This window comes from Streptomyces parvulus, from assembly GCF_014648855.1.
GTDB lineage: Bacteria > Actinomycetota > Actinomycetes > Streptomycetales > Streptomycetaceae > Streptomyces > Streptomyces parvulus.
Genome location: NZ_BMRX01000010.1, coordinates 360,069 through 386,964, shown reverse-complemented (window position 1 = coordinate 386,964; position 26,896 = coordinate 360,069). Strand labels below are relative to the sequence as shown.

24 protein-coding genes are annotated in these 26,896 nt (G+C 73.6%); 16 read left to right on the top strand and 8 right to left on the bottom strand.

Features of this window, described 5'->3' with window-relative positions:
* Positions 1-40: 40 nt before the first annotated feature.
* Together IE108_RS22075 and IE108_RS22070 are read left to right on the top strand one after the other, a co-directional pair.
* A complete protein-coding gene (locus IE108_RS22075) occupies positions 41-850 on the top strand; it encodes a hypothetical protein (protein WP_064727132.1) in 810 nt (269 codons plus the stop codon).
* Positions 851-1,207: 357 nt separating this feature from the next.
* Positions 1,208-1,423, top strand: a complete 216-nt coding sequence (locus IE108_RS22070; RefSeq protein ID WP_064727131.1) for an I78 family peptidase inhibitor — start codon at positions 1,208-1,210, stop codon at positions 1,421-1,423.
* An 8-nt stretch (positions 1,424-1,431) separates the two neighbouring features.
* Here the strand turns inward: IE108_RS22070 and IE108_RS22065 are convergent, their stop codons facing one another.
* Together IE108_RS22065 and IE108_RS22060 are read right to left on the bottom strand one after the other, a co-directional pair.
* Positions 1,432-2,448 carry a phosphatase PAP2 family protein gene (locus tag IE108_RS22065; protein WP_064727130.1) on the bottom strand — a complete coding sequence of 339 codons (1,017 nt, stop codon included), beginning with the start codon at positions 2,446-2,448 and terminating at the stop codon, positions 1,432-1,434.
* Positions 2,449-2,686: 238 nt separating this feature from the next.
* The gene (locus tag IE108_RS22060) at positions 2,687-3,886 is read right to left on the bottom strand and encodes a glycosyltransferase family 39 protein (RefSeq protein WP_064727129.1); all 1,200 of its coding nucleotides are present in this window, start codon (positions 3,884-3,886) and stop codon (positions 2,687-2,689) included.
* A gap of 255 nt (positions 3,887-4,141) precedes the next feature.
* Between IE108_RS22060 and IE108_RS22055 the strand changes: the two genes are divergently transcribed.
* Both IE108_RS22055 and IE108_RS22050 read left to right on the top strand, forming a co-directional pair.
* Positions 4,142-5,749, top strand: a complete 1,608-nt coding sequence (locus IE108_RS22055; RefSeq protein WP_064727128.1) for an MFS transporter — start codon at positions 4,142-4,144, stop codon at positions 5,747-5,749.
* Between the two features lie 294 nt (positions 5,750-6,043).
* Entirely contained in the window at positions 6,044-7,237 is a 1,194-nt protein-coding gene (locus IE108_RS22050) for an acyl-CoA dehydrogenase family protein (protein ID WP_064727127.1), read from the top strand.
* Between the two features lie 45 nt (positions 7,238-7,282).
* On the opposite strand, the gene IE108_RS22045 is transcribed toward IE108_RS22050, so the two are convergent.
* The gene (locus IE108_RS22045) at positions 7,283-7,720 is read right to left on the bottom strand and encodes a cell division protein SepF (protein WP_064727126.1); all 438 of its coding nucleotides are present in this window, start codon (positions 7,718-7,720) and stop codon (positions 7,283-7,285) included.
* 288 nt (positions 7,721-8,008) lie between these two features.
* Between IE108_RS22045 and IE108_RS22040 the strand changes: the two genes are divergently transcribed.
* The 6 genes from IE108_RS22040 to IE108_RS22015 all read left to right on the top strand — a co-directional run bounded on the left by IE108_RS22040 (position 8,009) and on the right by IE108_RS22015 (position 15,182).
* Complete coding sequence (locus IE108_RS22040; RefSeq protein WP_079163462.1) at positions 8,009-9,199, top strand: DUF5685 family protein; 1,191 nt, start codon at positions 8,009-8,011, stop codon at positions 9,197-9,199.
* Between the two features lie 443 nt (positions 9,200-9,642).
* Positions 9,643-10,614 (top strand): LLM class flavin-dependent oxidoreductase, encoded by a 972-nt coding sequence (locus tag IE108_RS22035; RefSeq protein WP_064727124.1) that lies wholly within the window; start codon positions 9,643-9,645, stop codon positions 10,612-10,614.
* Positions 10,615-10,658: 44 nt separating this feature from the next.
* A complete protein-coding gene (locus tag IE108_RS22030; RefSeq protein WP_373297026.1) occupies positions 10,659-11,780 on the top strand; it encodes an LLM class flavin-dependent oxidoreductase in 1,122 nt (373 codons plus the stop codon).
* Between the two features lie 4 nt (positions 11,781-11,784).
* Positions 11,785-12,570: a DUF1684 domain-containing protein gene (locus IE108_RS22025; RefSeq protein ID WP_064727122.1), complete on the top strand. Its 786-nt coding sequence runs from the start codon at positions 11,785-11,787 to the stop codon at positions 12,568-12,570.
* A 205-nt stretch (positions 12,571-12,775) separates the two neighbouring features.
* Positions 12,776-13,678, top strand: coding sequence for a S1 family peptidase (locus IE108_RS22020; protein WP_064727121.1), 903 nt, complete (start codon positions 12,776-12,778; stop codon positions 13,676-13,678).
* A gap of 421 nt (positions 13,679-14,099) precedes the next feature.
* Positions 14,100-15,182 (top strand): S1 family peptidase, encoded by a 1,083-nt coding sequence (locus IE108_RS22015; protein WP_064727120.1) that lies wholly within the window; start codon positions 14,100-14,102, stop codon positions 15,180-15,182.
* 104 nt (positions 15,183-15,286) lie between these two features.
* Here the strand turns inward: IE108_RS22015 and IE108_RS22010 are convergent, their stop codons facing one another.
* Positions 15,287-16,351, bottom strand: a complete 1,065-nt coding sequence (locus IE108_RS22010; RefSeq protein ID WP_189397731.1) for an ABC-2 transporter permease — start codon at positions 16,349-16,351, stop codon at positions 15,287-15,289.
* Between the two features lie 151 nt (positions 16,352-16,502).
* On the opposite strand from IE108_RS22010, the gene IE108_RS22005 reads away from it, so the two are divergent.
* From IE108_RS22005 to IE108_RS21995, 3 genes are all read left to right on the top strand, one after another.
* Positions 16,503-19,982 (top strand): DNA polymerase III subunit alpha, encoded by a 3,480-nt coding sequence (locus IE108_RS22005; RefSeq protein ID WP_189397733.1) that lies wholly within the window; start codon positions 16,503-16,505, stop codon positions 19,980-19,982.
* Positions 19,979-20,983: a DNA polymerase Y family protein gene (locus IE108_RS22000; protein ID WP_064727118.1), complete on the top strand. Its 1,005-nt coding sequence runs from the start codon at positions 19,979-19,981 to the stop codon at positions 20,981-20,983. Before IE108_RS22005 ends, IE108_RS22000 begins: the two co-directional genes overlap by 4 nt.
* Positions 20,984-21,291: 308 nt before the next feature.
* The gene (locus IE108_RS21995) at positions 21,292-22,176 is read left to right on the top strand and encodes an esterase/lipase family protein (protein WP_064727117.1); all 885 of its coding nucleotides are present in this window, start codon (positions 21,292-21,294) and stop codon (positions 22,174-22,176) included.
* A 95-nt stretch (positions 22,177-22,271) separates the two neighbouring features.
* Here IE108_RS21995 and IE108_RS21990 read toward each other — a convergent pair whose 3' ends face one another.
* Positions 22,272-23,360 (bottom strand): lytic polysaccharide monooxygenase auxiliary activity family 9 protein, encoded by a 1,089-nt coding sequence (locus IE108_RS21990; RefSeq protein WP_064727116.1) that lies wholly within the window; start codon positions 23,358-23,360, stop codon positions 22,272-22,274.
* 178 nt (positions 23,361-23,538) lie between these two features.
* On the opposite strand from IE108_RS21990, the gene IE108_RS21985 reads away from it, so the two are divergent.
* A complete protein-coding gene (locus IE108_RS21985) occupies positions 23,539-23,997 on the top strand; it encodes a GNAT family N-acetyltransferase (RefSeq protein ID WP_064727115.1) in 459 nt (152 codons plus the stop codon).
* A 31-nt stretch (positions 23,998-24,028) separates the two neighbouring features.
* Here the strand turns inward: IE108_RS21985 and IE108_RS35135 are convergent, their stop codons facing one another.
* The gene (locus IE108_RS35135) at positions 24,029-24,163 is read right to left on the bottom strand and encodes a hypothetical protein (protein WP_107420101.1); all 135 of its coding nucleotides are present in this window, start codon (positions 24,161-24,163) and stop codon (positions 24,029-24,031) included.
* A gap of 152 nt (positions 24,164-24,315) precedes the next feature.
* Between IE108_RS35135 and IE108_RS21980 the strand changes: the two genes are divergently transcribed.
* Positions 24,316-24,945: a class I SAM-dependent methyltransferase gene (locus IE108_RS21980; protein WP_064727114.1), complete on the top strand. Its 630-nt coding sequence runs from the start codon at positions 24,316-24,318 to the stop codon at positions 24,943-24,945.
* 33 nt (positions 24,946-24,978) lie between these two features.
* On the opposite strand, the gene IE108_RS21975 is transcribed toward IE108_RS21980, so the two are convergent.
* Positions 24,979-25,479, bottom strand: coding sequence for a ribonuclease FAU-1 family protein (locus IE108_RS21975; protein ID WP_064727113.1), 501 nt, complete (start codon positions 25,477-25,479; stop codon positions 24,979-24,981).
* Positions 25,460-26,386 (bottom strand): GNAT family N-acetyltransferase, encoded by a 927-nt coding sequence (locus IE108_RS21970; protein ID WP_064727112.1) that lies wholly within the window; start codon positions 26,384-26,386, stop codon positions 25,460-25,462. The genes IE108_RS21975 and IE108_RS21970 overlap by 20 nt, the downstream gene beginning before the upstream one ends.
* A gap of 80 nt (positions 26,387-26,466) precedes the next feature.
* Here IE108_RS21970 and IE108_RS21965 point away from each other — a divergent pair, with 80 nt between their 5' ends.
* Entirely contained in the window at positions 26,467-26,835 is a 369-nt protein-coding gene (locus IE108_RS21965; protein WP_064727111.1) for a GntR family transcriptional regulator, read from the top strand.
* The last annotated feature ends 61 nt before the right edge of the window (positions 26,836-26,896 follow it).

The following is a 26,896-nucleotide window of genomic DNA, read 5'->3' as shown; positions in this document are numbered from 1 at the left end:
CTAACCGGACGACGAGAGACCCAGGGAGGAACCGCATCGCATGACGCCGCCGAACCCACCGGCCGCTCCGCTGCGGGCCGACTGCGTCGGCGACTCCGCGGGCGGCCTGACCTTCGACGTCGCCGCGCGCGGGACCACCGGGGCACCCCTGCTCATCCTGCGCCGCCGGGACACCGACGGCGACGAGACGGTCGGCCTGCCCCTGGCGCCGGCCGCCGAGGGCGTGCTGCGCGCCGCGCTGCCCAGCAGCGTCGCCCTGCCCGAGGGCCGCTGGGACGCCTACGCCGCCCTGTCCGACGGTGAGCCCCGGCGCCTGGTCCCCGGCGTCACGGATCTGCGCTCCCTCGCCGCCCGCGTCCCCGGCGGGCTGCTCGGTCACGTCGCCGTCCGCATCCCGTACGCCACCCGTCAGGGCAACCTCACCGTCCGCAGCTGGCTGCGCGCCCCGCACGCGGAGACCGCGGAGCTGGAGCCGGTGCCCGGCGGCCTGACCGTGCGCGGCCGGATCTACGGCACCCAGCCCACGCCGGACGCCCACGCCGAGCTGCGGGCCGGCGCCGATCAGGGCCGCGTGCGGCGGCTGGACCTCGTGACCGAGCGCGCCGACTTCGCCTTCACCGTGCCCTACGACGGCCTGGCGCCGGGCGACTGGAGCCTGTGGCTGCGGCCCGCCGGCGCGTCCGGACCGGTCGTGCGCCTGGCGCGGCTGCTGGACGACGTCGCCGACAAGCGCCCCGTCCTCACCTGGCCCCGCGCCCGGGTGGTCACCGCGGACGGTCCCGTCGAGGCCGGGCCGTACTACACGGGGGACAACGACCTCTCGCTCGCCGTCGTGCCGCGGGAGTCCTGACCCGGCATGGGGAGAACTTGTGAGCGAGGAGTGGGTTTCCTGTGCTCCGCGTTCGGTTCGCGTAAGCGGTTCCGAAGTCGTCCGCAAGTCCGTTCGGGGGTGTTCGAGTGTGGAATGCGACCCGTCCTGGGGTGCAATGCGGGCCATTCGCCGCCATCTATTCGAGCCCGCGCGGCGACACGCGGTAATTCACCTCGCGCGTCCGCGAAAGACGTACAAAACCGTCCGTTCGTGTGACGGACTTCCAGCAAAACGCGTCCCGCGACTCTGTGACAGAAGTGTGACCGTAGGTGCATCGGTGCCCTGTGTTACCGGCGCGGGCTTCCCCGGCCCCGGGGCAGGGCATAGCGTGGCCGCATGGCACCGATTCCGACACCCCCGGACGAACCCCAGGACAGCCCGGACGCCTACGTCGGCCTCGCCTCCGACGAGGCCGAGCGGCTGGCGAGTGAGCGTGGCTGGTCGACGGTGCGGTCCCTGGCGCCCGGCACCGTCATCACCATGGAGTACCGCGTGGGCCGCCTCAACTTCGAGGTGAAGGACGGCCGCGTGTCCCGGGCCTGGAAGGGCTGAGGGGCCGCTCAGCCGCCCGACAGGGGGCGTGCCGCCGGCGCGGTGTTGCGCGGGTGGCGGTCCGCGTGCGGCGGGCGCCGGCTGCCCGCGGGGGTCACCGGCGTGCGGTCCGAGCGGGCCGTGTGCGGACCCGGCGCCAGGTAGGCGGGGGAGCGGGTGCGGTGCGGCGCCGCCGGTTCGCGGGGCGGCGCGTCCTCCCGGGCGGAGCCGGACGGGCCGACCGCCACGGGCGGGCCGACCGGACGCGTCGCGGCGCCCGCGCGGCGGAGCCGGGCGTACCAGCGGTCGCGCAGGCCGAGGATCCAGGACTCGGCACGGGTGATCAGGGGTTCGAACCAGGGCAGCGCCAGCAGGATCAGCAGCCCGGCGGCCCAGCCGAGGAGCACGTCGCTCAGCCAGTGCGTGCCGAGGTAGACGGTGGACATGCCGACCCCGAGCGAAGTGACCGCCATCAGCGCCGACAGCCAGCGTCGTGCCCGCGGCGTCGAGGCCAGGTAGGCCAGGATGCCCCAGGTCACGACGGCGTTCGCGGTGTGACCGCTCGGAAATATATCGCCGCCGAGCCACATCTCGTTGGAGCCGATCGTGGTCGCGTAGTGCGGCCCGAGCCGGCCCATGCCGTACTTGGCGGCACCGACGGTGACGTTCAGCAGGAGCAGGGAGACGCCGAGGGCGATCAGCGGGCGCAGGGTGTGCTGACGCCAGGAGCGCCAGCCCAGCCAGGCCGCGACCATCACGGCGGTGGGGCCGCGCTGGCCCAGCACCACGTAGTAGTCGACGAAGGCGTGGATCTCCGGCCACTGCTGGTAGGGCCGGAAGAACATGACCTGCCAGTCGAGCCGGACCAGCCACGAGCTGATCAGCACGGCCCACACGATCGCGAGGTAGAACGCGAGGGTTCCGGCGAACAGCGCGATCCTGTGCCGGCTCATCTCCGGCACGTCCAGGAGCGCCGGTCGTTCCGGCTCCCGGTCCAGTCTCGCGAACACCCGGTCCAGACGGGTGAGCTTCCGTTCGGTACGCACCCAATCGACGTTACAGCGAGTGAGGAGTGATCCCGGCCGAATCAACGGCTTTGTGATGACGATGTGATGTGGGATTCCTCTCAGGCGCCGATCCATTTCCGGCGAATGCGCAATCGCCTTCGGTCGCGGACTTCAATTCCTTTGATCGGTCCGGTCGGCGGTTTTATCGTGCTTATGAATTAGTTAACCGAATGCTGGTACGGAATTCTCCCGGCGGCCACCGGGCGGACGCGGCCGGTCAGGGCGGTCCCGACCCGTTCAGCCAGAACGCCCCGTACACCGCCGACACCACCGCGAGGCCCCCGAGAACCGTCGCCGACCTGGACGTTCGCGCCCGGGCCAGGGCCACGGCGAGGGGCAGCAGCAGCGGGAAGGCGGGCAGCAGCAGCCGGGGCTTGGAACCGAAGTAGCTCGACGCGCACAGGGCGAGCACGACGACGAGACCCGAGTACGTCAGCAGCGCGAGCGGCTGGCGCCGCCGTACGCACACCGCGTACAGCCAGACCAGCAGCGCGACCCCGGCGATCAGCCCCACGCCCGCCAGGGCCCCGGGGAGCGCCGTGAACTTCCCCGCGACGAAGCGGGCGAAGGCCGCGCCCCCGTCGAAGCCGTTGCGCCAGCCGGCCTGGACGTCGAGGTAGCCGAGCGGGCCCCCGCCGGTGCGGTGGCCGACCCACAGCACGTAGCCGGCGGCGCCCAGGGGCGCGAGGAGCACGCCGAGCACGCGCCGTGCGCCGTCGCCGGGGGCGTGCTCCGGCCCGCGGGCGCCGTCCGGTCCGGCACCGCTCCGGCTTCGCACGAACGGAGCCACCGCGGCCACCCACACCGCCGCCGCGACGGCGAGTCCCACCGGGCGGGTCAGCCCGGCCAGCGCGGCCAGCGTCCCCGCCGTGACCCAGCGCCCGGTGAGCACCGCGTAAAGGGACCAGGCGGCCAGGGCCGTGAACAGGGACTCGCTGTACGCCATCGACTGCACGACCGCGACCGGCAGCACCGCCCACAGCAGCACCGCGCAGACACCGGCCCGGCGCCCGTACAGGTGCTCCGCCACGGCGAAGATCCCCCAGGCGGCCGCGAGCGAGGCCAGCAGGCTCACGACGAACCCGGCATCCGCCGGCGACAGCGGCGTCACCGCCGCGCCGAGCCGCTCCAGCCACGGCAGCAGCGGGAAGAAGGCGAGGTTGGAGTGCACGTCCCCGTCGGGCAGCCGCACCTCGTAGCCGTACCCCAGCTCGGCGACCCTCGTGTACCAGAGGGAGTCCCAGCGGGCCGTGAGCAGCTGGTACGCGCTCTTGTCACGGGCCGCGCTCCACAGGGCCAGGGCGAGCAGGCCCAGGGCGCGTACGGCCGCGTAGCCCAGGAGCGCCGGGGCTGCCCGGCGCAGGGCGCCGCGCGGCCCCGGCGTACCGCGCTCCGTGCGCGTCTCGAGATCGGTCACGGGCCCGATTATCGGCGGGCCCGGTGCGCGCCCCGACGGCCGGGGCGCCGCGGCCGGCGGCGCAGTGGCACACACCACACCCCTGACCGGGGATGTGTGAGGCCCGCCACGTGCCGCCTGCGCACTCTCGCGTACCCTGACGAGTCACTCGCGTTCCGTTGCCCGGCCCGGGGGCCCGCTCCTCTCCGGCCGAGCCGCAGGGAGTCCCCACCCCGCGGCCCGCCGCACGCGAGGGAACATCTTGGAGGTACGTACATGACCGGTACGACCACGGCCGGCGCCGCGCTGCGCCGCCGGGCGGCCGGGGCCGGTGCCAACCGCTGGGTGGTCCTGGTCGTCCTCTGCGTCAGCCTGCTGCTCGTCGCCGTGGACGCCACGGTCCTGCACGTGGCGGTCCCCGCCGTCACCGAGGACCTCAGGCCCGGCGCGATCGAGCTGCTCTGGATCGTCGACGTCTACCCGCTGGTCTGCGCCTCGCTGCTGATCCTCTTCGGCACGCTCGGTGACCGCGTGGGCCGCAGACGCATCCTCCTGCTCGGTTACGCGCTGTTCGGCGTCGCCTCCGCGCTGGCGGCCCTCGCCGACAGCGCCCAGGTCCTGATCGCGGCCCGCGCGCTGCTCGGCGTCGGCGGCGCGATGATCATGCCCGCTACGCTGTCGATCCTGCGCCAGGTCTTCCCCGACCGGCGGGAGCGGGCGCTGGCCATCGGCATCTGGAGCGCGGTGGCCGCGGTGGGCGCGGCGGTGGGGCCGCTGCTCGGCGGGTTCCTGCTGGAGCACTTCTGGTGGGGCTCGGTCTTCCTCGTCAACATCCCGCTGATGCTGGTCAGCCTGCCGGTGGGGCGGCTGCTGCTGCCCGAGTCGAAGGGCGACGGGCGCGGACCGTGGGACGTGGTCGGCGCGCTGATGGCGGCGGCCGGCCTCTTCGGGGTCGTCCTCGGTGTGAAGCGGCTGGGCGGCGGCGAGCCGGTCGCCAGCGTGTTCACCGTGCTGCCGCTGGCGCTGGGCGCGGTCCTGCTGACCGGGTTCGTACGGCGGCAGCGGCGGCGCACGCATCCGCTGGTGGACCTGGAGATGTTCCGGCGGCCGGCCTTCAGTACGTCGGTGGGGTGCATCGTGCTGGCCATGCTGGCGCTGGTGGGCCTGGAGCTGATCGCGGCGCAGTACCTGCAGCTGGTGCTGGGGCTCTCGCCCCTGGAGACCGGGCTGCGGCTGCTGCCGCTGACCTTCGCGGCGATGGCGGCGGGCCTGGCGGGGGCGCGGATGCTGCGGCGGTTCGGGCCGCGCCGGATGGTGTGCGCGGGGTTCTGCCTGACCGCCTTCGCGGTGGTGCTGCTGACGGCGCTGGGCCGTACCGACAACTGCGCGCTGATGCTCGCCGGCTTCGTGCTGCTGGGGTTCGGGCTGGAGACGACGCTGTTCGGGGCGTACGAGTCGATGCTGAGCGAGGCGCCGCAGGATCAGGCGGGCGGGGCGGCGGCGATCGGCGAGACGTCGTACCAGCTGGGCGCGGGGATCGGGATCGCGCTGCTGGGGACCGTGATGAACGCGGCGTACGGGCCCGGGGTGGCCGGGGGTGTGCCCGGGGTGCCCTCGTCGGCGTCCGCCGCGGCGGGGCATTCGCTGGGGGAGGCCTACGAGGTCGCCGCGCAGCTCGGGGGGCCCGCGGGGGTCGCGCTGCGGCGGGCCGCCGGGGACGCTTTCGTGCACGGGCTGCACGTGACGCTGGTGGTGAGTGCGGGGCTGTTGCTGCTGGGTGCGGTGATGGCGTTGCGGTTGCCGCGGGTGATGCAGTGCGAGGGGGAGGAGGCGGTGTCGGTGCCGGCGCCCCGGGACGCGGTGGAGTCCCGCGTCTCGGTGTGACCGAAGGGCTCTCCCACCCACGCACCACCCGTTCACCGCCGAGAAAGGGGTGAACGTCGCCGGCGGGGGTGCGGCGCCGTCGGCGGCTTGTGGTGGTGGGTGGGTGGTTCGGGTTCGCCCGCGGCCGCCGATGGTGGTGCACCCCCACGGGCGACGTTCCCCTTGCTTCCGACGGTGAACGGATGGCGCGCGGGTGGGAGAGCGGGATGGTGGACGGGCGGCGACCCAGCGTCGTAACGTCGGCACCAGAGTCGTAACTAGCGGCGCTAGTTTTACTGCCCCGGAGGGTGTTCCATGGCCTCGTCCCCCAAGTTGCCCGCCTTCGACCCCGTCGACCCCCTCGGCATCGACGACCTCCTGGACCCGGAGGACCTGGCGATCCGGGGCACCGTGCGGGACTGGGCCGCCGACCGCGTGCTGCCGTACGTGGCGGACTGGTACGAGAAGGGCGAGCTGCCCGGCATCAGGGAGCTGGCGCGCGAACTCGGCAGTATCGGCGCGCTCGGCATGTCCCTGGAGGGCTACGGCTGCGCAGGCGCCACCGCCGTGCAGTACGGCCTCGCCTGCCTGGAGCTGGAGGCCGCCGACTCCGGCATCCGCTCCCTGGTCTCCGTGCAGGGCTCCCTCGCCATGTACGCGATCCACCGCTTCGGCAGCGAGGAGCAGAAGAACCGGTGGCTGCCGGGCATGGCCTCCGGCCAGGTCATCGGGTGCTTCGGGCTGACCGAGCCCGACCACGGCTCCGACCCCGCCAACATGCGCACCCACGCCAAGCGCGACGCCGGCGGCGACTGGGTCCTCGACGGCCGCAAGATGTGGATCACCAACGGGTCGGTCGCCGGCGTCGCGGTCGTCTGGGCGCAGACCGAGGAGGGCGTCCGCGGTTTCGTCGTACCGGCCGACAGCCCCGGCTTCTCCGCCCCGGAGATCAAGCACAAGTGGTCCCTGCGGGCCAGCGTCACCAGCGAGCTGGTCATGGACGGCGTACGGCTGCCCGCCGACGCCGTGCTGCCGGGGGTCGTCGGACTGCGCGGCCCGCTCAGCTGTCTGTCGCACGCCCGTTACGGCATCGTCTGGGGTTCGATGGGCGCGGCCCGCAGTTCCTTCGAGACGGCCGTGGAGTACGCGAAGTCGCGCGAGCAGTTCGGGCGGCCCATCGGCGGCTTCCAGCTGACCCAGGCCAAGCTCGCCGACATGGCGGTCGAGCTGCACAAGGGGATCCTGCTCGCCCACCACCTCGGGCGCCGTATGGACGCCGGGCGCCTGCGTCCCGAGCAGGTCAGCTTCGGCAAGCTCAACAACGTGCGTGAGGCCATCGACATCTGCCGTACGGCCCGTACGATCCTCGGCGCCAACGGGATCTCCCTCGAATACCCCGTCATGCGGCACGCGACGAACCTGGAATCGGTGCTCACCTACGAGGGCACCGTCGAGATGCACCAGTTGGTGCTGGGCAAGGCGCTGACCGGACTCGACGCCTTCCGGTAGGGCCTGTCCGGCGGGTGGTGCGGGGCCGTGGTGAGCGGCCCCGCCTCAGCTCTGGTTGAAGAAACCGTCGGAACGGTGCGCGGCGGGCTCGCCGCTGATCACCTGCGTGTCGGCCGGGCTCAGCAGGAACACCCGGGTGGAGACCCGCTCGATCGAACCGCGCAGGCCGAAGATGAGCCCGGCGGCGAAGTCGACGACGCGCTTGGCGTCGGTCGCCTCCATGGCCGTCAGGTTCATGATGACCGGGACGCCGTCCCGGAACAGCTCGCCGATGGACCGCGCGTCCCGGAAGCTGTCCGGGGTGACGGTCGCGATGCGGCGGCCCTTCTCCTCGGCCACGTCCGTGGCCACCTTCACCCGCGGGTCCGTGACCCAGGCGTCCCCGGAGTCGGTGCCCTCGGAGTAGTCGTCGTCGTAGTAACGCTCGTCATCGTTGTCGTCGACGAGGCCGAGCCACGCACTCGCCTTGCGTACCGATCCCATGGACGCCTCCTCTCACAGCGGTCTTTCGTGCTTCCGCATCCCTATGGTCATCCATGATGCGGACGTCGCGCCAAGTGGATAGACGCCGCCCGGGGGGTTTGTGACGGTACTGGTGCACAGCGAATCCGTCGAGAGTCCTTGTGTCCCAAGGGCTGTTTCCCAAACGGCTGCTGACTGTGAGTGAAATATGATTCTTCACGGCGGACGGGTGAGACAGGGTGCGTACGGGTGAACGAGTACTCGGTACGATGCCGCAGCTCAGCGTCTCGGCAACCACGGGGGAATGTCGTGTTCGGAATCGTCAGGCCGTGCAGGCACGGGCTCGGAGAGAGCCTCACGAGTCAGTGGATGGCGCATTTGTGCGGGCTGTGCCTCGCTCTGCGCAAGGACCACGGACAGTTCGCACGTATCGTGACGAATTATGACGGGCTGCTCATATCGGTTTTGACGGAGGCTCAGGCCGGCCGCGGCGGAGCCGGCGCGGGACGCCGTAACGCCGGTCCCTGCCCGCTGCGCGGCATGCGCACCGCGTCCGTCGCACACGGCGAGGGGGCCCGGCTCGCGGCCGCCGTCTCGCTGGTGCTGGCCTCGGCCAAGGTGCGCGACCACGTCGCCGACGGGGACGGCCTGCTGGCCCGCCGTCCGGTGGCCCTCGCCGCCCGCCGGATCGCCACCGGCTGGGACGCGGCGGGCGCGCGCGGCGGCGGGGCCGTCGGGTTCGACACCGCCGTACTGGTCGACGCCGTGGACCGGCAGGGCGGCATCGAGGCGCTCGCCGGCCCCGGCACACCGCTGCTCACCGTCACCGAGCCGACCGAGACGGCCACCGCCGCGGCGTTCGCGCACACCGCGCACCTCGCCGGCCGCCCGCACAACGCCGAGCCGCTCGCCGAGGCCGGGCGCCTCTTCGGCCGGCTCGCCCATCTCCTGGACGCCGTGGAGGACCGGGAGGCCGACGCCGCGTCCGGCGCCTGGAACCCGCTCACCGCGACCGGGACCCCGCTCGCCGAGGCCCGGCGGCTCGCCGACGACGCCGTGCACGGGGTGCGGCTCGCGCTGCGCGAGGCGGAGTTCACCGACGGGCGGCTGGTGCACCGGCTGCTGGCCCACGAGTTGGGCGCCTCCGTGGACCGCGCGTTCGGCACGGTGTCGTGCGCCCACGGCAGCCACCCGTACGCCCCGCCTGGCACTCCCGGTGCGCCCGGCGGCCCGGGCGGGCCGACGCCCCCGGAGCCGCCCCGCCGGAACCGGCGGGGGCTGCTCGCGGGGTGCGCGGTGTGGGCCGGACTGGCCTGCACGTGCCAACTGTGCTGCGGCACCTACTCCGACCCGTGGAGCGGAGAGCGCAAGGAGGGCTCCTGCACCAACTGCGACTGCGGTGGGTGCGACGGCTGCTGCAGCTGCTGCGACTGCTGCAGCAACTGCTGTGACGGCGACGGCTGCGGGTGTGACGGCTGCGACTGCGGGTGCAGTTGCTGAGTGATCTCCGGAGGGTCGGGTGACTCCGGAGAGGTGCGTGGCGGGGCGAGGGGCGCGCGCGTGAAGGCGGGAGACGGATCGTCACATCCGAGAGGGCACCGGCGGATCTGGTGACCGGCGAGAGGTCAGCGGGGTCGGCTCAACAGGAACAGGACCACACTCGACCGAGGTCGATGTGGGAGCGCGTGACCAGCCACTGCTGTGGATGCATGGGCCAAGTGGAACAGGCATCCGGTGCCGCGTCAACGTTCTGAGACGCGGCGCCCACAGTGCGGACGACCTTGACAGCGGACCGAAGCGCCGCCGTACTCTCGGCGCACGGCTCTGCTGAGGGGCTCGGCCGTGTGAAGGCACCACCCACCGTGTCCGACTGACCCCATGTCACGGAGCCTTCGCATGCCCTCCGACACCCTCGCCCGCCCCGGCGCCCCGCGGCGGCCCGCATGACCACCTCCCACGGCCGGCGGCGGCTGCACCTGGCCGCCGCCCTCGACCGGCCGTCCGTGTACGACGCCGGCGCCTACCTGGCGGCGGCGCGGCTCGCCGAACTCGGCGCGCTCGACTTCGTGACGCTGGACGACTGCCTCGCCCGCCCCGGCCCCGACGCGCCGTCGGTCCTCGCCCGGGTGGCGCCCGTGACCCGCCGTGTCGGCCTGGTCCCCACCCTCACCACCACCCACACCGAGTCCCTCCGCGTCCAGGCCGCCGTGGCCACCCTCGACTGGGTCAGCCGCGGCCGGGCAGGCTGGCGGATCGGGGTGTCCACCACCGAGGGCGAGGCCCGCCTCTTCGGCCGCCGGCCCGCCGCGTCCGCCGACGTCCTGTGGCGGGAGGCCGGTGAGGCGGCCGACGTGGCGGCGCGTCTGTGGGACAGCCGGGAGACCGTGCCGCGGCCCCCGCAGGGACACCCCGTGCGCGTGGTGGACGCCTCCGCCGGGCCGGCCCGCGCGGTCGCGGCCCGGTACGCCGACGTGGCCCTCGTCCGCACCGCGCACCCGGAGCGGGCCGCCGCCGCGCGGGCCGACCTGCGGGCCTCCGCGGCGGCACACGGCAGGGACCCCGACGGCCTGCGGGTCCTCGCGGCCCTGGACGTCGACCTCGGCGCCGGCGAGTACGGAGCCCACCCCGGCCACGGCGGCGGTCCGCGGCCCACACCACGCGGCCCGCTGTACCGCGGCGGCCCCGTGGACCTGGCCGAACTGATCGCGCGCTGGCACCGGGAGGGTACCGTCGACGGCTTCCACCTCACGCCGGTCGAGCCCGACCGCGATCTGGAGCGCCTGGTCAACGGCACCGTGCCGCTGCTCCAGCACCGGGGGCTGTTCCGCACCTTCTACCCGGGCAGCACCCTCCGCGACCACCTGGGACTGGCCCGCCCCGCCAACCGGTACGCCGTCGCGCGGGGGGCGTCATGACCGGACCCGGCGGCACCGGACCGAGGAGACCGGGGAACAGGACGATGCACCTGGCCGTGCTCTTCCCGGGCGCCCGCGGCACGAGCGTCCGGGACGATCCCGGGGCGGGCTCGCAGATCGAGTTCGCCGCCTTCGAACACCTCGCCCGCACCGCCGAGCGCGGTCTGTTCGACTTCCTCCTCCTCGCGGACGAGCTTCGGCCGCGCGAGCACGGGGACCACGTCCACGACCCGGACGCGGCCGGCGGCCCCGAGCCCCTGACCGTGCTCAACGCGCTCTCCACCGTCACCCGGCACCTCGGTCTGGCCGCCGAGGCCGGCACCTCGCACACCGAGCCCTTCGAGATCGCCCGCGGGTTCGCCACCCTGGACCACCTCAGCGGCGGCCGGGCCGCCTGGAGCGCGGTGGCCTCGTCCGACGCCGCCGACGACCAGAACTTCCGTCGGGGCGGGCACCTCGAACGGCCCGAACACTACGTCCGCGCCGCCGAGTCCGTGGCCGCCGCGCGGCAGCTGTGGGACTCCTGGACCCCCGACGGCACCCCCCGCCCCTTCGCCCACCGCGGCCGGTACTTCGACATCGCGGGCGAGTTCACCCTGCCGCGCTCCCCGCAGGGGCACCCGGTGGTGATGGCCCGGACCGGCGGCTCCGACGAGGGCCGGGAGTTCGCCGCGTCCTCGGCCGACGTGCTCCTCACCCGGCACCGTCCCCCGGACGCCGGCGGCGCCCTCCGTACCGACCTGGGGCGCCGCCTCGCGCGGTACGGCCGCGACCCGGACGACCTCAAGGTCATGCCCGCGGCCACCGTGGTCCTCGGGGACACCGCCGCCGAGGCACACGAACGGTCCGCGGAGATCCGCCGGCGCCAGGTCTCCCCGCGGGCCGCGCTCCGCACGCTGGAGCGGGTCTGGGGCGTCGACCTGACGAGCACCCGGCACTCCTTCGTCGGCACCCCCGGCGAGGTGGCCGCCGGGATGGAGTCGCTCGTGGCGCGGGGCGCCGCCGACGGCTTCGTCCTCGTGCCGCACCTGGTACCGGGCGGGCTGGACGAGTTCGTGGACCGGGTGGTCCCGCTGCTGCGGGAGCGCGGTGCGTTCCGTACCGCCTACGAGGGCGCCACCCTCCGTTCCCACCTCGGTCTGGACGCCCCGGTGTGGAAGGGTTGACGCCATGACGAAGGACGCGTCCGACGAGTGGAAGCGGTGGCACGGGCGGCGCACGGCGACGGTGTCGGCGCCCTACGGGCCGCTCGCCCTCACCGGCACGCACTGGCTGGAGGACCATCCGGCCGGGCGGCTTCCGGACATCCCCGGGCGGTGGACGGCGGACGGCGACGGGGTGCTCCTGACGGCCACCGCCGCCGACGGGCTCACCGTGGACGGGCGGCCGCCGGCCGGGCGGGTGCGGCTCGCCGCGGACCCGGGGCCGGCCGAGGAGGCCAGGGTGGCGCTGGGGGAGCGTCGGCTGGTCGTCCTGGTCCGCGAGGGGCTGTGGGGGGTGCGCGACTTCGACCCGAACGCCGGTCCGCGGCGGGCGTTCCGGGGCATCGCGGCCACGCCGTACGATCCGCGCTGGTCGGTGCCGGGGCGCTTCACGCCGTACGCCACCGGGCGGCGCAGCGTGCGGGTGCCGAACGCGGACGGCAGGGAGCGCGGGCTGGCCCTCGGCGGAGAGCTGGCCTTCACCCTGGACGGACGGGAGCACACGCTCCAGGTGAGCGTCGAGGACGACGGCTCGCTGTGGGCCGTCTTCGCCGACGGCACCAGCGGAAGCACCAGTTACCGCTTCCGGTTCCTGCGCCCCGCCGCGCCCGACGCCGAGGGTCTGACGACGGTCGACCTCAACCGCGCGCTGCTGCCGCCGTGCGCCTTCGCCGACCACTTCGTCTGCCCCTTCCCGCCGCCCGGGAACACCCTGGGGATCCGCGTCGAGGCCGGAGAACGGGAACTGCGCTGAGGACCGGCGGGGGTCGGTAAAGATCGTTCAAAGATCAACGGCCGAAAGGTGCCCTTGTGCCGACCGGTCGTTCGGCCGAATACTCCAACCTCAGCGCTTGTCAGGGGCACGACGTATCCGGAACCCGGAGGTCCGTCCCTGGCTGCGCCTCACGGGCCCCAACCCCACACGAGGGCCCCCGACTTCCCATGTGGAGGAACGAAAAGTGAGGATCAAGCGCACCACCCCCCGCAGCGGCATCACGAGACGGACTCGGCTGATCGCCGTATCCACCGGCCTCGTGGCCGCGGCCGCCGTCGCGATCCCCAGCGCGACCGCGGCACCCGCCCCGGTCGCCTTCAGCGCCGCCGAACTCAGCAGTGCCAGCGGCGCGGTGCTCAAGGCCGACGTCCCGGGCACCGCCTGGGCCGTCGACGCCAAGTCCGGCCGGGTGCTGCTCACCGTGGACAGCACCGTCTCCCAGGCCGAGATAGCGAAGATCAAGGAGCAGGCCGGCGACAAGGCCGGCGCGCTCACGGTCAAGCGCACCCCCGGCACGTTCAACAAGCTCATCCAGGGCGGCGACGCCATCTACGCGAGCAGCTGGCGCTGCTCCCTCGGCTTCAACGTCCGTGCCTCCAACGGCACCGAGTACTTCCTGACCGCCGGTCACTGCACCGACGGCGCCGGGGCCTGGCGCTCCAGCTCCGGCGGCACCGTCATCGGACAGACGGCGGGCTCCAGCTTCCCGGGCAACGACTACGGCATCGTGCAGTACACGGGGTCCGTCTCCCGTCCCGGCACCGCGAACGGCGTGGACATCACCCGCGCCGCCACCCCGAGCGTGGGCACCACCGTCATCCGCGACGGTTCCACGACCGGCACCCACAGCGGCCGGGTCACCGCCCTGAACGCCACCGTCAACTACGGCGGCGGCGACGTCGTCGGCGGGCTGATCCAGACCACGGTCTGCGCCGAGCCCGGCGACTCCGGCGGCTCGCTCTACGGCAGCAACGGCACCGCCTACGGTCTGACCTCCGGCGGCAGCGGCAACTGCTCCTCCGGCGGTACGACGTTCTTCCAGCCGGTCACCGAGGCCCTGAGCGCCTACGGCGTCAGCGTCTACTAGTCCGCCCGGCTCCGCTGCCCTCCTCCGGGACGCGGCAGGCAGTACGACGAGAGCCCCCGCACACCACCGGTGTGCGGGGGCTCTCCCGTGCGCGGAACCGGACGCCCGCGCGACCGCCGCGTGTAGACGCACATCCGGTGGACGAAAGGCAAGAGTCGATTTTCAGACAGGGAGGTGCGGGGTCGGCCGGTCTTCGGTTACTCGCCCGTAGCGTTTGCTGCTGCGTTCACTTCGCGAATCCTGCTGGAAGGGACATGAATGGTGAAGGACGTGTGACCACGCTGGTGTTGTCGTGCGCACGTCCTGAAGTCGACCTTGTGTGCTCCCTGTGGAATCGGAAGAGTTAGCGCTCGTCAACCAGCCTTCCGGTTCGCGAGGTCCCCACAACCTCCCGGGCCGACCCCCCACAGGAGGACATGAGTTGAAGCACCGACGCATACCCAAGCGACGGGCCGCGGTCGTAGGTGCGGGCATCACCGCACTGGTCGCGGCGGGAGTCACCTTCCAGACTGCGAACGCCAGTGAGGCTCCGCAGTCCGCCGCCCCCGAGACCCTGTCGGTCACGGCGGCCGGAAAGCTCGCCTCCACGCTGCTCGGCGACCTCGGTACCGACGCCGCGGGCACGTACTACGACGCCCAGGCCAAGAGCCTCGTCGTCAACGTGCTCGACGACGACGCCGCGCAGACCGTCGAGGAGGCGGGCGCCAAGGCCAGAGTCGTGGAGAACTCGCTCGCCGAGCTGAAGAGCGCGCGCACCACGCTCACCGAGGACGCGGCCATCCCGGGCACGTCCTGGGCGACCGACCCGACCACCAACAAGGTCGTGGTCACCGCCGACCGCACGGTCTCCAAGGCCGAGCTGGCCAAGCTGACCAAGGTGGTCGACGGGCTCGGCGCCAAGGCCGAACTCAAGCGGACGCAGGGCGAGTACAAGCCCTTCATCGCCGGCGGCGACGCCATCACCGACGGCAGCGGGCGCTGCTCGCTCGGCTTCAACGTCACCAAGGGCGGCGAGCCGCACTTCCTGACCGCCGGGCACTGCACCGAGGGCATCACCAGCTGGCAGGACTCGTCCGGCAACCAGCTCGGCGAGAACGTGACGTCCAGCTTCCCGGACAACGACTACGGCCTCGTCAAGTACAGCGGCGACGTGGACCACCCGAGCGAGGTGAACCTCTACAACGGCTCCGCCCAGGCCATCTCGGGCGCCGCCGACGCCACCGTCGGTATGGAGGTCACCCGCAGCGGCTCCACGACCCAGGTGCACGACGGCAAGGTGACCGGCCTGGACGCCACCGTCAACTACGGCAACGGCGACGTCGTCAACGGCCTGATCCAGACCGACGTCTGCGCCGAGCCCGGCGACAGCGGCGGCTCGCTCTTCTCTGGCGACAAGGCCGTGGGCCTCACCTCCGGCGGCAGCGGCGACTGCACCTCGGGCGGCGAGACCTTCTTCCAGCCGGTGACGGAGGCCCTGTCGGCCACCGGCACGCAGATCGGCTGAGCACCGGCCCCGACCGGCACGCAGGAGTCCCGTCCCCTAGTGGGGGCGGGACTTCCGCGTGTGTACGTCCGCGTGTGTACTCCGCGGGTGTGCGAGGCCGTGGGTCAGCCGGCCCGCGTCGGCGGCAGCTCCGGCTCCCGGCGCGCGCGGCGCAGGACGGACGCCAGCATCGCGACGACCGTCCCCGCGACCGCCCACGCCCACAGCACCAGCAGGGACTCGGTCACGTCGTTCGCGTCGAAGTACGCGATCGAACGCGCCGCCCAGGTCCCCGCGCCCGGCGGCAGCGCCGGGCCGATCGCCTGCCAGAACGGCGGCAGCATGGGCAGCGGGAAGGCGCCGCCCGCGCTCGGGTTGCCCGCGATCACCACCAGCAGGATCGCCAGCCCGATCCCCACGATCCCGAAGACCCCCTGGAGGGCGAGCGTGGCGGCGCCCACCGCGAAGGTGATCAGCGCGCCGAGCCCCCACAGGTCCACCACACTGCCGGGCAGCGCGCCCAGGACCGGCCCGACGATCACCGCGCCGCCGAGCCCGCCGGTGATCGACACCAGCGCCATCACGATCAGCCGGATCGCCGCGCGGCGCGGGTTGGCCGGCCGGGCGCCGGTGCTGATCGCCAGGATCGAGGCGCACAGGTAGCCGCCGACGCACCAGCCCACGACCAGGTAGAACGACGACAGCCCGTCGAAGTCCCGGGCCGAGGCCGGGGCCACGTCGACGGTCCGCACCGCGCGGTCCCGGCTCCGCTCCACCTCGGCGACCAGGCCCTCCAGCGTGGTGGCGAGGACGGTGCCGCCGCCGGAGGCGACCAGCAGGGTGTCGGTGCGGCCGGAGGGGTCGACCACCAGGGCGCCGTCGATGTCCCGGTTCTCGATCTGCTTGCGGGCGCCGTCCGCGTCGGCCACCGTCCGCGGGTCCAGCGGTGACCCGGGCAGTCCCGCGAGGGCGCTCACCGTCCGGTCGGCGACCGCCGGGGGAGCGACCACGCCGAAGGGCACGTCCTTCGGCCTCGGGTCGTGCAGCGCCCCCACGTAGGAGGCGATGAACAGCAGCTGGAGCGCGAGCACGCCGAGCACGAGCAGGGTGGCCCGCGGGGTGACGGCGTCCTTCACCTCGGAGAGGAAGGAACCGCCGCGCCCGCCGGAGTGGCCCGGTGTGTGTGACATGTCCCCACGGTCCGGGTCGGAGGGTGTTTGCGCAGGTGGGACGGGGCCGAACGGATGTCGCACACGTATTCGAAATTTGGTCTATGGTGGGGGTGAGGTAGTTGGGAACAGACGTTCGATAAGACGTCGGTTCATGAGATCGGAGGTGCGTGTGCCGGGGTTCACGCATCTGCACACCGTCTCCGGGTTCTCCGCCCGCTACGGCGCCTCCCACCCGGAGCGGCTGGCCGAGCGCGCCTCGAAGCGGGGCATGGACGCCCTCGCCCTCACCGACCGCGACTCCCTCGCGGGCACGGTCCGCTTCGCCAAGGCCTGCGCGAAGGCCGGCGTCCGTCCGCTGTTCGGCGCGGACCTGGCGGTGGCCGTCCCCGAGTCAGGCACCGGCCGCACGGAGACCTCCGTACGCCGGGACCGGCGCCGCGTCCCCGTGCGCGGCGGCGCCTTCGTCGACGAGTCGGCCCCGCGGGTGACCTTCCTCGCCCGGGACGGCGCGCGCGGCTGGGCCGACCTGTGCCGTCTCGTCTCCGCCGCCCACACCGCCGAGGAGACCCCGCTGCTCGCCTGGGCCGACAACCACGCCGACGGGCTGACCGTCCTGCTCGGCCCCGGCTCCGACGTCGGCCGCGCCCTCGCCGCCGGCCGCCCCGACCGCGCGGCGAAGCTCCTCGTCCCCTGGCGGGAGGTCTACGGCGACGCCCTGCGCCTGGAGGCCGTCTGGCACGGCCGGGAGGGGACCGGCCCCGGCTCCCTGCGGCTGGCCGCCCGCACCGTCGGCCTCGCCGCCGAGCAGGGCGTCCGGCCGGTGCTCAGCAACGCCGTCCGGTACGCCGACCCCGGGCAGGGCCGGGTCGCCGACGTCCTGGACGCCGCCCGCCGCCTCGTCCCCATCGACGCCACCAAGGAGCTGGACTCCGGCGAGGCCTGGCTCAAGGACGCCGCCGCCATGCGGCACGCCGCCGAGCGGATCGTCGAGTCCGCGGGCTTCCGGCGCGACACCGCCGACCGTCTGCTGGAGCAGACCCGCGCCACGGCCGCCGAGTGCCTGGTCGACCCCGAGGACGACCTCGGGATGGGTGCCGTCCACTTCCCCGAACCCCACCTCGTGGGCGCCGGGCGCCGCACCGCCCAGCGGGCGCTCGCCTCCCGGGCGGCGGCGGGCATGGTGCTGCGCGGCTACGACCGGCGGCGCGGCCACCGGGAGTACTGGGAGCGGATGCACCACGAGCTGGACATCATCGCCCACCACGGCTTCGCCTCGTACTTCCTCACCGTCGCCCAGGTCGTGGACGACGTGCGGCACATGGGTATCCGGGTCGCCGCGCGCGGCTCCGGCGCGGGCTCGCTCGTCAACCACCTCCTCGGCATCGCGCACGCCGACCCGGTCGAGCACGGGCTGCTGATGGAGCGGTTCCTGTCCAGGGAGCGGGTGGTGCTGCCCGACATCGACATCGACGTGGAGTCCGCGCGCCGGCTGGAGGTCTACCGCGCGATCATCGGCCGGTTCGGCACCGAGCGGGTCGCCACGGTCGCGATGCCGGAGACGTACCGGGTGCGCCACGCCGTCCGCGATGTCGGCGCCGCCCTGTCCATGGACCCGGCCGAGATCGACCGCGTCGCCAAGTCCTTCCCGCACATCCGCGCCCGCGACGCCCGCGCCGCGCTGGAGGAGCTGCCCGAGCTGAGGGAGCTGGCCGAGGAGTCCCGGCGGGACGGCGGGGGGCGGTACGGGGAGTTCTGGGACCTGGTCGAGGGCCTGGACGCCCTCCCGCGCGGCATCGCCATGCACCCCTGCGGCGTCCTGCTGTCCGACGCCTCCCTCCTCTCCCGTACGCCGGTGATGCCGACCAGCGGCGAGGGCTTCCCGATGGCGCAGTTCGACAAGGACGACGTGGAGGACCTGGGGCTGCTCAAGCTGGACGTGCTCGGCGTGCGGATGCAGTCGGCGATGGCGCACGCGGTCGCCGAGGTGAAGCGGGCGACGGGCGCCGAGGTCGACCTGGACGCCGTACCGGAGGGCGACCCGGCGACGTACCGGATGATCCGCTCCGCCGAGACGCTGGGCTGCTTCCAGATCGAGTCGCCGGGCCAGCGGGACCTGGTCGGCAGGCTCCAGCCGGCCACCTTCCACGACCTCGTGGTCGACATCTCGCTCTTCCGCCCCGGGCCGGTCGCCGCCGACATGGTGCGGCCGTTCATCGAGGCGCGGCACGGGCGGGCGCCGGTGCGCTACCCGCACGAGGACCTGGCGGAGCCGCTGGAGGGGACCTACGGGGTCGTCGTCTTCCACGAGCAGATCATCGACATCGTCGACATCATGACCGGCTGCGGACGGGGTGAGGCGGACCGGGTGCGGCGCGGTCTTTCCGACCCGGAGTCGCAGGGTCGGATCAAGGTGTGGTTCGCCCAGCACGCCGCTGCGCACGGGTACGACGCGGAAACGATTCAGCGCACCTGGGAGATCATCGAGGCCTTCGGGTCCTACGGCTTCTGCAAGGCGCACGCGGTCGCCTTCGCGGTGCCGACGTACCAGTCGGCGTGGCTGAAGGCCCACCACCCGGCCGCCTTCTACGCGGGCCTGCTCACCCACGATCCCGGCATGTACCCCAAGCGGCTGCTGCTGGCGGACGCGCGGCGGCGCGGGGTGCCGATCCTGCCGTTGGACGTGAACAAGTCCGGGGTCGCACACAGGATCGAACTGGTGTCCGAAAGTAAGCGACGGGAGCCCGTGTGGGGCCTGCGCCTCGCCCTCTCCGACGTGCACGGCATCAGCGAGGCCGAGGCGGAACGGACCGCCGCCGGGCAGCCGTACGCCTCCCTGCTCGACTTCTGGGAACGGGCCCGCCCCAGCAGGCCGCTGGCCGGCCGGCTCGCCCAGGTCGGCGCGCTCGACGCGTTCGGCGCCAACCGCCGCGACCTGCAACTGCACCTGACCGAACTGCACCGCGGCGCCCGGGCCGGACGCGGTGACCAACTGCCCCTGGCCGGCGGGCGGAAGACCGCCTCCGCCGGACTGCCCGACCTCACCTCGGCGGAGCGGCTCAGCGCCGAACTGGGCGTGCTGTCCATGGACGCCTCGCGCAACCTGATGGACGACCACCGCACCTTCCTGCGCGAACTGGGCGTGGTGTCGGCCAAGCGGCTGCGCGAGGCGAGGCACGGGGAGACGGTGCTGGTCGCCGGCGCCAAGGCGGCCACGCAGACCCCGCCGATCCGCTCCGGGCGCCGGGTCATCTTCTCCACCCTGGACGACGGCACCGGCCTGGTCGACCTCGCGTTCTTCGACGACTCCCACGACGCCTGCGCGCACACCGTCTTCCACTCCTGGCTGCTGCTGGTGCGCGGGGTGGTCCAGCGGCGCGGCCCGCGCAGCCTCAGCGTGGTCGGCTCCGCCGCCTGGAACCTCGCCGACCTGCTTCAGGTGCGGGCCGAGGAGGGCCTCGAAGGCGTCGCGGCCCGGCTGGCCGACGCCCCCGGCGCCGGTCCCGGGACGGCCGGCGGCGACGGGGAGCAGCGGAGGATCCGCATGTCCACGGGGTACGAGATGCACCCCTGGGCCGATCTGCGCCCCGCGGGCGAAGGGCCCGCGGTCGGAAGGAAGTTGTGGCACCAGAGCCCGGGGAGTGCGGGATGACCATTCTCTGCGTACGTTTCCAGCTGCCGCCCATGTACGAGGCGGCCCTGCCCCAACTGCTGGGGCTCCTGGAGGAGTTCACGCCGGTCGTCGAGGCGTTGCCGCCCGACGGCGCGCTGGCCGACCTGCGCGGCGCCGAGCGCTACTTCGGGCGCGACGCCGTGGAACTGGCCTCGGTGATCCGCGTCCGCGCCCTCGCGCTGTACGGCGTCGACTGCGTGATCGGCGCCGGGCCGGGGCCGATGCCGGCCCGCATGGCCCTGCGGGACGCCCGGCCGGGGCTGACCCGCGCGGTGCCCGAGGGCGGGGTGCGGGAGTACCTCGCCGGCAAGCCCGTCGCCGCGCTGCCCGGCGTCGGCACCGCGACCGCCCGCACGCTGTGCGAGTACGGACTCGACACCCTCGGCCGGGTCGCCGCCGCGCCGCTGTCCACGCTCCAGCGCCTGCTCGGCGCGCGGACCGGCCGCGAACTGCACGAGAAGGCCAACGGCATCGACCGCGGCCGGGTCGTCCCCAACGGGATCTCCCTCCCCCACTCTCGGCTTCGCTCGAGCGGGGGGACCCCCATCCTGGCCGCCGAACGCCCCTTCGACCGCGATGAGCTGGACCCCGGCCGGCACCGCCGCGCCCTGCTCTCGGCCGCCGAGGAACTGGGCGCCCGGCTGCGCGCCGGCGACAAGGTGTGCCGCACCCTCACCCTCACCGTGCGCTACGCCGACCGCTCGGCCACCACCCGCAGCCGCACCCTGAAGGAGCCGACCGCGCACTCGGCGGCGCTGACGCGGCCCGCTTACGGCATGTACGAGGCGCTGGGCCTCCAGCGTGCCCGGGTCAGGTCGGTACTCCTGCGCGCCGAGGGCCTGACCCCGGCGGAACGCGCATCCCACCAGCTCACCTTCGACCCCGTCGACGAGAAGGTCCGCCGCATCGAGGAGGTCGCGGACCGGGCCCGGGCGAAGTTCGGCCCACGGGCGGTGATGCCGGGGTCGCTGGCGGCGTGAGGTCTCGCGGGTCAGTTGGCCCAGGGCGAGCGTGGCCCTCCCGCCGACGATCACGGTGTCACCCGCGACGACGCGCTCGGGGCGCTGCCGGTGCGGCCCGCATGGTGACCGGCGGCGGCTGACCCGCTCTCACCTGCGGTGCCACCCGCAGCAGTTGCCACTGGAAGTTTTTACTGACGCGTAACTTCACACCTGCGCTACTCGCCCGTAACTTGACGAGTGAACAGCATCCCGTGATCCGGATCACAGGGCGTCCCGTCATCGCACCTCCCTGTCGCAACTCCCCTGAGCCGCGAGGAGATCACCCGATGCTGCCCTGGAGACGAGTGCTCAGACCGCTGGCCGCGCTGCTGCTGACCGCCGCGGTCGCCGTGTTCCCCGCCGCCACCGCCGCCACCGCCACCGCCGCCACCGCCGCCGCCGACGCACGGCCCGCCGCCGGCTGGAACGACTACACCTGCAAGCCCTCCGCCGCCCACCCCCGGCCCGTCGTCCTGGTCCACGGGACCTTCGGGAACTCCGTCGACAACTGGCTCGGCCTCGCGCCCTACTTGAAGAACCGCGGCTACTGCGTCTTCTCCCTCGACTACGGCCAACTGCCCGGCGTCCCGTTCTTCCACGGCCTCGGCCCGGTCGAGAAGTCGGCGGAGCAACTGGACGCCTACGTCGACCGGGTGCTCGCCGCGACCGGCGCCGCGGAGGCCGACCTCGTCGGGCACTCGCAGGGCGGCATGATGCCCCGCTACTACCTGAAGTTCCTCGGCGGCGCCGCCGAGGTCAACGCCCTGGTCGGCATCGCGCCCAGCAACCACGGCACCACCCTGGCCGGCCTGACCAACCTGCTGCCGTACTTCCCCGGCGTCGAGGACCTGCTCAACGAGCACACCCCCGCCCTCGCCGACCAGGTCGTCGGCTCCGACGTCCTGACCAAGCTCAACGCGGGCGGCGACACCGTGCCCGGCGTGCGCTACACCGTCCTCGCCACGAAGTACGACGAGGTGGTGACGCCGTACCGCAGCCAGTACCTGAGCGGTCCCGGGGTGCGCAACGTCCGGCTGCAGGACCTGTGCCCCCTCGACCTCTCCGAGCACCTCGCGATCGGGCTGTTCGACCGCATCGCCTTCCACGAGGTGGCCAACGCCCTGGACCCGGCCCGCGCCACGCCCACCACCTGCGCCTCGGTCCTCGGCTGACCGGGCCGCCCGGCACGCCGCGCGGGGTCCGTCCGGCCTGAGCCGCCGCACGGACCCCGCGCCCCCCTTGTCCCCCCGTGTCCCGGTGCCGCCGGTCAGCGGCCGTGCCGGCCACCGGTCGTCAGCGCCCGGCGGCGGACCGACGCGAACAGCGCGGCCGCGCCGAGGGCCAGGGCGGCGGCACCGCCGACGGCGATGTACGGCGTGGTGCTGTCCCCGCCGGTCTCGGCGAGGTTCTCGGTGCCCCCGCCGGCGGCCTTGACCTCATTGGGCTCCGCGACGGCCCCACCGGCCGGGGCGGGTGCCTCCTCCGGGCCGGCCGCCGGGTCCGTCGGGTCGGTGGTCGTGGCGGCGTCCTGGTCGCCGTGGCCCTGGTGCTCGATCGTCGACTTGTCGGCCGCGGCCGCGAGCTGCTCGTCGGTCGGCGCGGAGGCCTCGGGTGCCGGAGCGGTGCCACCGGCCGCGGCACCGGCCGCCGTGTCGCCGTCCGCCGCGTCACCGGCGGCGCCGCCCTCCGAGGCGGTACCGCTGCCGCCGCTGCCGCCGAAGGAGACGTCGGAGCACGAGTAGAAGGCCTCCGGGCTGTCCGAGCGCTGCCACACCGCGTACAGCAGGTGCTTGCCGGAGCGCTCGGGCAGCTTGCCCGCGAAGGTGTAGAAGCCGCCCGAGGCCGCCGGGTCGGTCACCGTCGCCACCGGCGCGGACAGGTCCAGGTCGCCCCAGCCGAGCGGCTTCGCCGGGTCGTAGCCGGGCTTGGTGATGTACACCTTGAACGTGCCCTTGTGCGGCGCCGTCACCCGGTACTTGAAGGTGTACGAGCCGCTGCTCACGCCCGTCGCGGGCCAGTCCGCGCGGGCCAGGTCCATGCCCTTGAAGGCGGGGTCGTTGGCGCTGCACAGCTTGCCGTCCGGGATCAGCTCCTGGTGCTTGCCGGCGGCGTTGCCGATGCGGATGCCGTTCCAGTCGTAGAGCGCCTGGGTGCCGCCGGCCGCGACCGCGGCCTTGCACGCGGCCGACCGCGGGCTCTCGGGGCCCTCGGCGTGACACTGCGACACCCGGCTGACCGGGTCGCCCATGGAGCCGTGCGCCGACGCCGGCGCGGCGGCGAGCGAGGTCAGGGCGAGCGGGGCGAGACCGGCGAGGGCGACGGCGGCGGCCCTGCGGGACACGGGGGAAGCGGGCATGGGGATCTCCTGGAGACGGTCACGGTGGACGGGGGGACGTGGGCCGGAACCCGTGGGGGTGATCAGCAAACTAGCCCCAAGAAACCGTGAAATCGCCTGCTGGAGAGGGGTGGTGGAGATCCTTATGGTCGCGTTAAGGGAGTGCTCAGGCTGAGCTGAGGTAGCTACCGTTCGGAGTATGGAAGACGAACCCGTACGCCAGGCGGTCACCGACGACGTACCCGCCGTGAAGGCGGTCACCGACGCCGCGTACCGCCCCTACGTCGAGCGCATCGGGGTGGTGCCCCAGCCCATGGAGGCGGACCACGCGGCGAACGTGGCCGCGGGGAAGGTCTTCGTCGTGTGCGGACCAGGCGGGGACCCGGTGGGCCTCGTCGTGCTGGAGGCGCACCCGGACCATCTCCTCCTCGACAGCATCGCCGTCCGGCCCGACGCCCACGGAAGGGGCGTCGGGCGGCGGCTGCTGCACTTCGTGGACGCGCACGCGCGTGCGCTGGGCCTGCCCGAGGTCAGGCTCTACACGAACGCGATGATGTGGGAGAACCAGAAGATCTACCCGAAGTACGGGTACGAACTCGTGGAACGCCGAGTGGACGGGCCCTACGACCGCCTCCACTACCGCAAGCGGCTGTCCTGACACGTCTGCGTCTCATGACGCGGCCGCCCGGTCAGCTCTCCGGCCACCACGTGCGCGCGATGTCCGCACGCACCTCGGGGCGCCCCGCGGGCCGCTCGTCGACCTCCTCGCGGACTCGGCGGGCGTCGGACTTCTTCAGGGGCTTCTGCACGGTCAGACGGCGCATGGCTGCCTCCTTACGGATCCACCGGGTTCCGCGTTCTCACGGAGGTAGACCCTTTCCCCGAGACTCACTCATCGAAGCATCCGTGTCAGTGGCGGTTGTCACGTCACCCCCGCCCCGACTCCGTTGTCAGAGGCGGGTGTCACGCTGGGTGCATGAACGAGAACGGTGACGAGACGACCACCGCCGGTGCCGGGCCGCGCATCGACTGGGACGCGGCGGCAGCCGACTTCGACGACGAACCGGACCACGGACTGCGCGACCCGGGCGTACGCCGGGCCTGGGCCGCCCGGTTGGCTTCCTGGCTGCCCGCGCGGCCCGGCGACCTCCTCGACCTGGGCTGCGGCACCGGCAGCCTGTCGCTCCTCGCGTCGGAGCAGGGACACCGAGTCACCGGCGTCGACCTCTCCCGGGCCATGGTGGAGCGGGCCCGCGCCAAACTCGCCGGTCGTGACGCGGTGTTCCTCGCCGGTGACGCGGCGGCACCGCCCGTGGGGGAGCAGCGCTTCGACACCGTGCTGGTCCGTCACGTTCTGTGGACGCTGCCCGATCCGGGGCGGGCCCTGCGCCACTGGTGGCAGCTGCTGCGCCCCGGGGGCCGCCTGGTGCTGGTCGAGGGCGTGTGGGGGACCGTCACCCCGGTCGGCATACCCTCCGGCGCGCTCACCGCCCTCCTCGCCCCGCTCGCCGCCCGGGTGCGCGTGGAGCGGCTGTCGGACGACCCCGCGCTGTGGGGGAGGGAGGTGGCGGACGAGCGGTACGCGGTGGTCGCGCTGCCCGGCTGAGCCGCCCAGGGCCGGGCCGGGACCTGCCGGGCCCTAGGCGAGCAGGTCCGTGAATCCGCCGCCGCGGGCCAGGTGTTCGAGTTCGTCCAGCGCGGCCACGGCCGCCGCCGCGGCTTCGGGGTCGCGCTCGGCCAGGCCGCTCTCGGCGAACTCGTCCTCGTCCAGGCGGCGTACGTCCGTGCCGTCGGCCGAGCGCCACAGGTCCAGGTCGAGGTCCTCGACGACCAGTTCCGTGCCGGTCAGGACGGCGGGGCGGGTGACGTCGCAGTACCAGCCCTTCAGCGTTCCGGCGGCCGTGCGGACCTCCTTCACCGAGTACCAGCGCTCGCGCCAGTAGTACTCGGTGAAGACGTCGCCGGACTCGAAGCGGGTGAAGCCGAAGTCGCGGACACCCGCGCCGGCCCAGGGCGCGCGGACGGCGAGGCGGGTCCCGTCGTCGTGCAGCAGCTCGGCCGCGTACCGGATCTTCGTGCGGCCGGCCTTGACCAGGACGACGTCCACCCGGGCGGGCGGCTCAGCCGAGTTCGCGGACATGGCGGACCTCCGTTCCGCAGACCTCGTACCCGAGCCACTTGTTGATGGCGAGCATCGGGCCGTTGTCGGCGTCGTTGCCGGTGAAGGCCACCGTGCAGCCGGCCGCGCGGGCCCGGTGCAGGGAGGCGGTCTTGGTGAGCTTGGCCAGGCCCCGGCCGCGCTGGGCGCGGACCGTGCCGGTCATCGCGGTCGCGTACCGGGTGCCGTCGGTGTAGGCGACGCTGAAGGCGGCCGGGCGTCCGTCGACGACGGCGACCGTGGTCAGGTCGCGGTTCAGCAGCGGGTTGCGCCAGGTGTCCGCGAGCCACGCCTCGTAGTCCGTGAACTCCACGTCGACGTCGCTCGGTTCGTCCGCCACCGTCTCCGCGTCCAGCTCGAACAGGGGCCGGGGGTCGTCCGCGAAGTCGGCGGCGGTGCGCAGCTCGACGCCCGGGGGAGGGGTGCGCAGCTCCGGCAGCCCGGCACCGGCCAGGTCCAGCCGGAGGAAGTGCGCCGAGCGGCGCCGCCGGTAACCGTGCCGTTCGGCGAAGGCCAGGTTGGCGGGCCCGTCCAGCACCCAGGAGTACAGCTTCGTCGCGCCCTCGCCGGTCAGGTACTCCTCGGCCGTGCGCACCAGCAGCCCGCCCGCCCCGCGCCGGAACCTGTCCGGGTGGACGTAGACGTTGAGGTAGGCCTGGCCCGGCTCCGGGCTGTCGTGGACGAGACCGATCTGCGCCGTGCCGATCACCTCACCGTCCTCCTCCGCGACCAGGGAGCGGCTGCGGGCGTCCGGAGGGGTGTGGACGAGCCGGTGCACGACGGCCTCCGGCGTCCACAGGATGAACGGCACGGCGAGGTGGCGGACATGGGCGAAGGCCGCGACATCGGCCGGATCGTCGCTGCGCAGGTCGCGCACAAGAACGGTCATGTGGGCGCACGCTACGGCGGGTGGGGCACCGGGTGCCTCCTATTTTCGCGGGGGCACCGGGGATACGGGACAATCGACCCGTGACCCTGCAGATCCACATCGACGACGGCGCGCCGCCCTACGAGCAGGTGCGCGCGCAGATCTCCGACCAGGCCCGCTCGGGCGTCCTGCCGGTCGGCTACCGGCTGCCGACCGTGCGCGGCCTGGCCGAGTCCCTGGGGCTCGCCGCGAACACCGTCGCGAAGGCCTACCGGGCGCTGGAGGGCGACGGGGTGATCGAGACGCGGGGGCGCAACGGAACGTTCGTCGCCGCGGCGGGCTCCGCGGCGGAGCGGGAGGTCGCGTCCGCCGCGCGGCTCTATGCCGAGCGGGCTCGACGGCTCGGTCTGACGCAGGCGCAGGCATCGGCCGCCGTGGGGGATGCCCTGCGGGCGGCTTACGGGGAATGAGCCCCGTCGTTCCTGGGGCCGGCTGTTGTCCGCCGGTGCGTCGTCGCTGGTCGCGCAGTTC

Bases quoted from the DNA above. Each gene is read 5' to 3' on its own strand.
- IE108_RS22075 (WP_064727132.1), top strand. From the start codon at position 41: ATGACGCCGCCGAACCCACCGGCCGCTCCGCTGCGGGCCGACTGCGTC.
- IE108_RS22070 (WP_064727131.1), top strand. From the start codon at position 1,208: ATGGCACCGATTCCGACACCCCCGGACGAACCCCAGGACAGCCCGGAC.
- IE108_RS22055 (WP_064727128.1), top strand. From the start codon at position 4,142: ATGACCGGTACGACCACGGCCGGCGCCGCGCTGCGCCGCCGGGCGGCC.
- IE108_RS22050 (WP_064727127.1), top strand. From the start codon at position 6,044: ATGGCCTCGTCCCCCAAGTTGCCCGCCTTCGACCCCGTCGACCCCCTC.
- IE108_RS22045 (WP_064727126.1), bottom strand. From the start codon at position 7,720: ATGGGATCGGTACGCAAGGCGAGTGCGTGGCTCGGCCTCGTCGACGAC.
- IE108_RS22035 (WP_064727124.1), top strand. From the start codon at position 9,643: ATGACCACCTCCCACGGCCGGCGGCGGCTGCACCTGGCCGCCGCCCTC.
- IE108_RS22030 (WP_373297026.1), top strand. From the start codon at position 10,659: ATGCACCTGGCCGTGCTCTTCCCGGGCGCCCGCGGCACGAGCGTCCGG.
- IE108_RS22025 (WP_064727122.1), top strand. From the start codon at position 11,785: ATGACGAAGGACGCGTCCGACGAGTGGAAGCGGTGGCACGGGCGGCGC.
- IE108_RS22010 (WP_189397731.1), bottom strand. From the start codon at position 16,351: ATGTCACACACACCGGGCCACTCCGGCGGGCGCGGCGGTTCCTTCCTC.
- IE108_RS22000 (WP_064727118.1), top strand. From the start codon at position 19,979: ATGACCATTCTCTGCGTACGTTTCCAGCTGCCGCCCATGTACGAGGCG.
- IE108_RS21995 (WP_064727117.1), top strand. From the start codon at position 21,292: ATGCTGCCCTGGAGACGAGTGCTCAGACCGCTGGCCGCGCTGCTGCTG.
- IE108_RS21990 (WP_064727116.1), bottom strand. From the start codon at position 23,360: ATGCCCGCTTCCCCCGTGTCCCGCAGGGCCGCCGCCGTCGCCCTCGCC.
- IE108_RS21985 (WP_064727115.1), top strand. From the start codon at position 23,539: ATGGAAGACGAACCCGTACGCCAGGCGGTCACCGACGACGTACCCGCC.
- IE108_RS35135 (WP_107420101.1), bottom strand. From the start codon at position 24,163: ATGCGCCGTCTGACCGTGCAGAAGCCCCTGAAGAAGTCCGACGCCCGC.
- IE108_RS21980 (WP_064727114.1), top strand. From the start codon at position 24,316: ATGAACGAGAACGGTGACGAGACGACCACCGCCGGTGCCGGGCCGCGC.
- IE108_RS21975 (WP_064727113.1), bottom strand. From the start codon at position 25,479: ATGTCCGCGAACTCGGCTGAGCCGCCCGCCCGGGTGGACGTCGTCCTG.
- IE108_RS21970 (WP_064727112.1), bottom strand. From the start codon at position 26,386: ATGACCGTTCTTGTGCGCGACCTGCGCAGCGACGATCCGGCCGATGTC.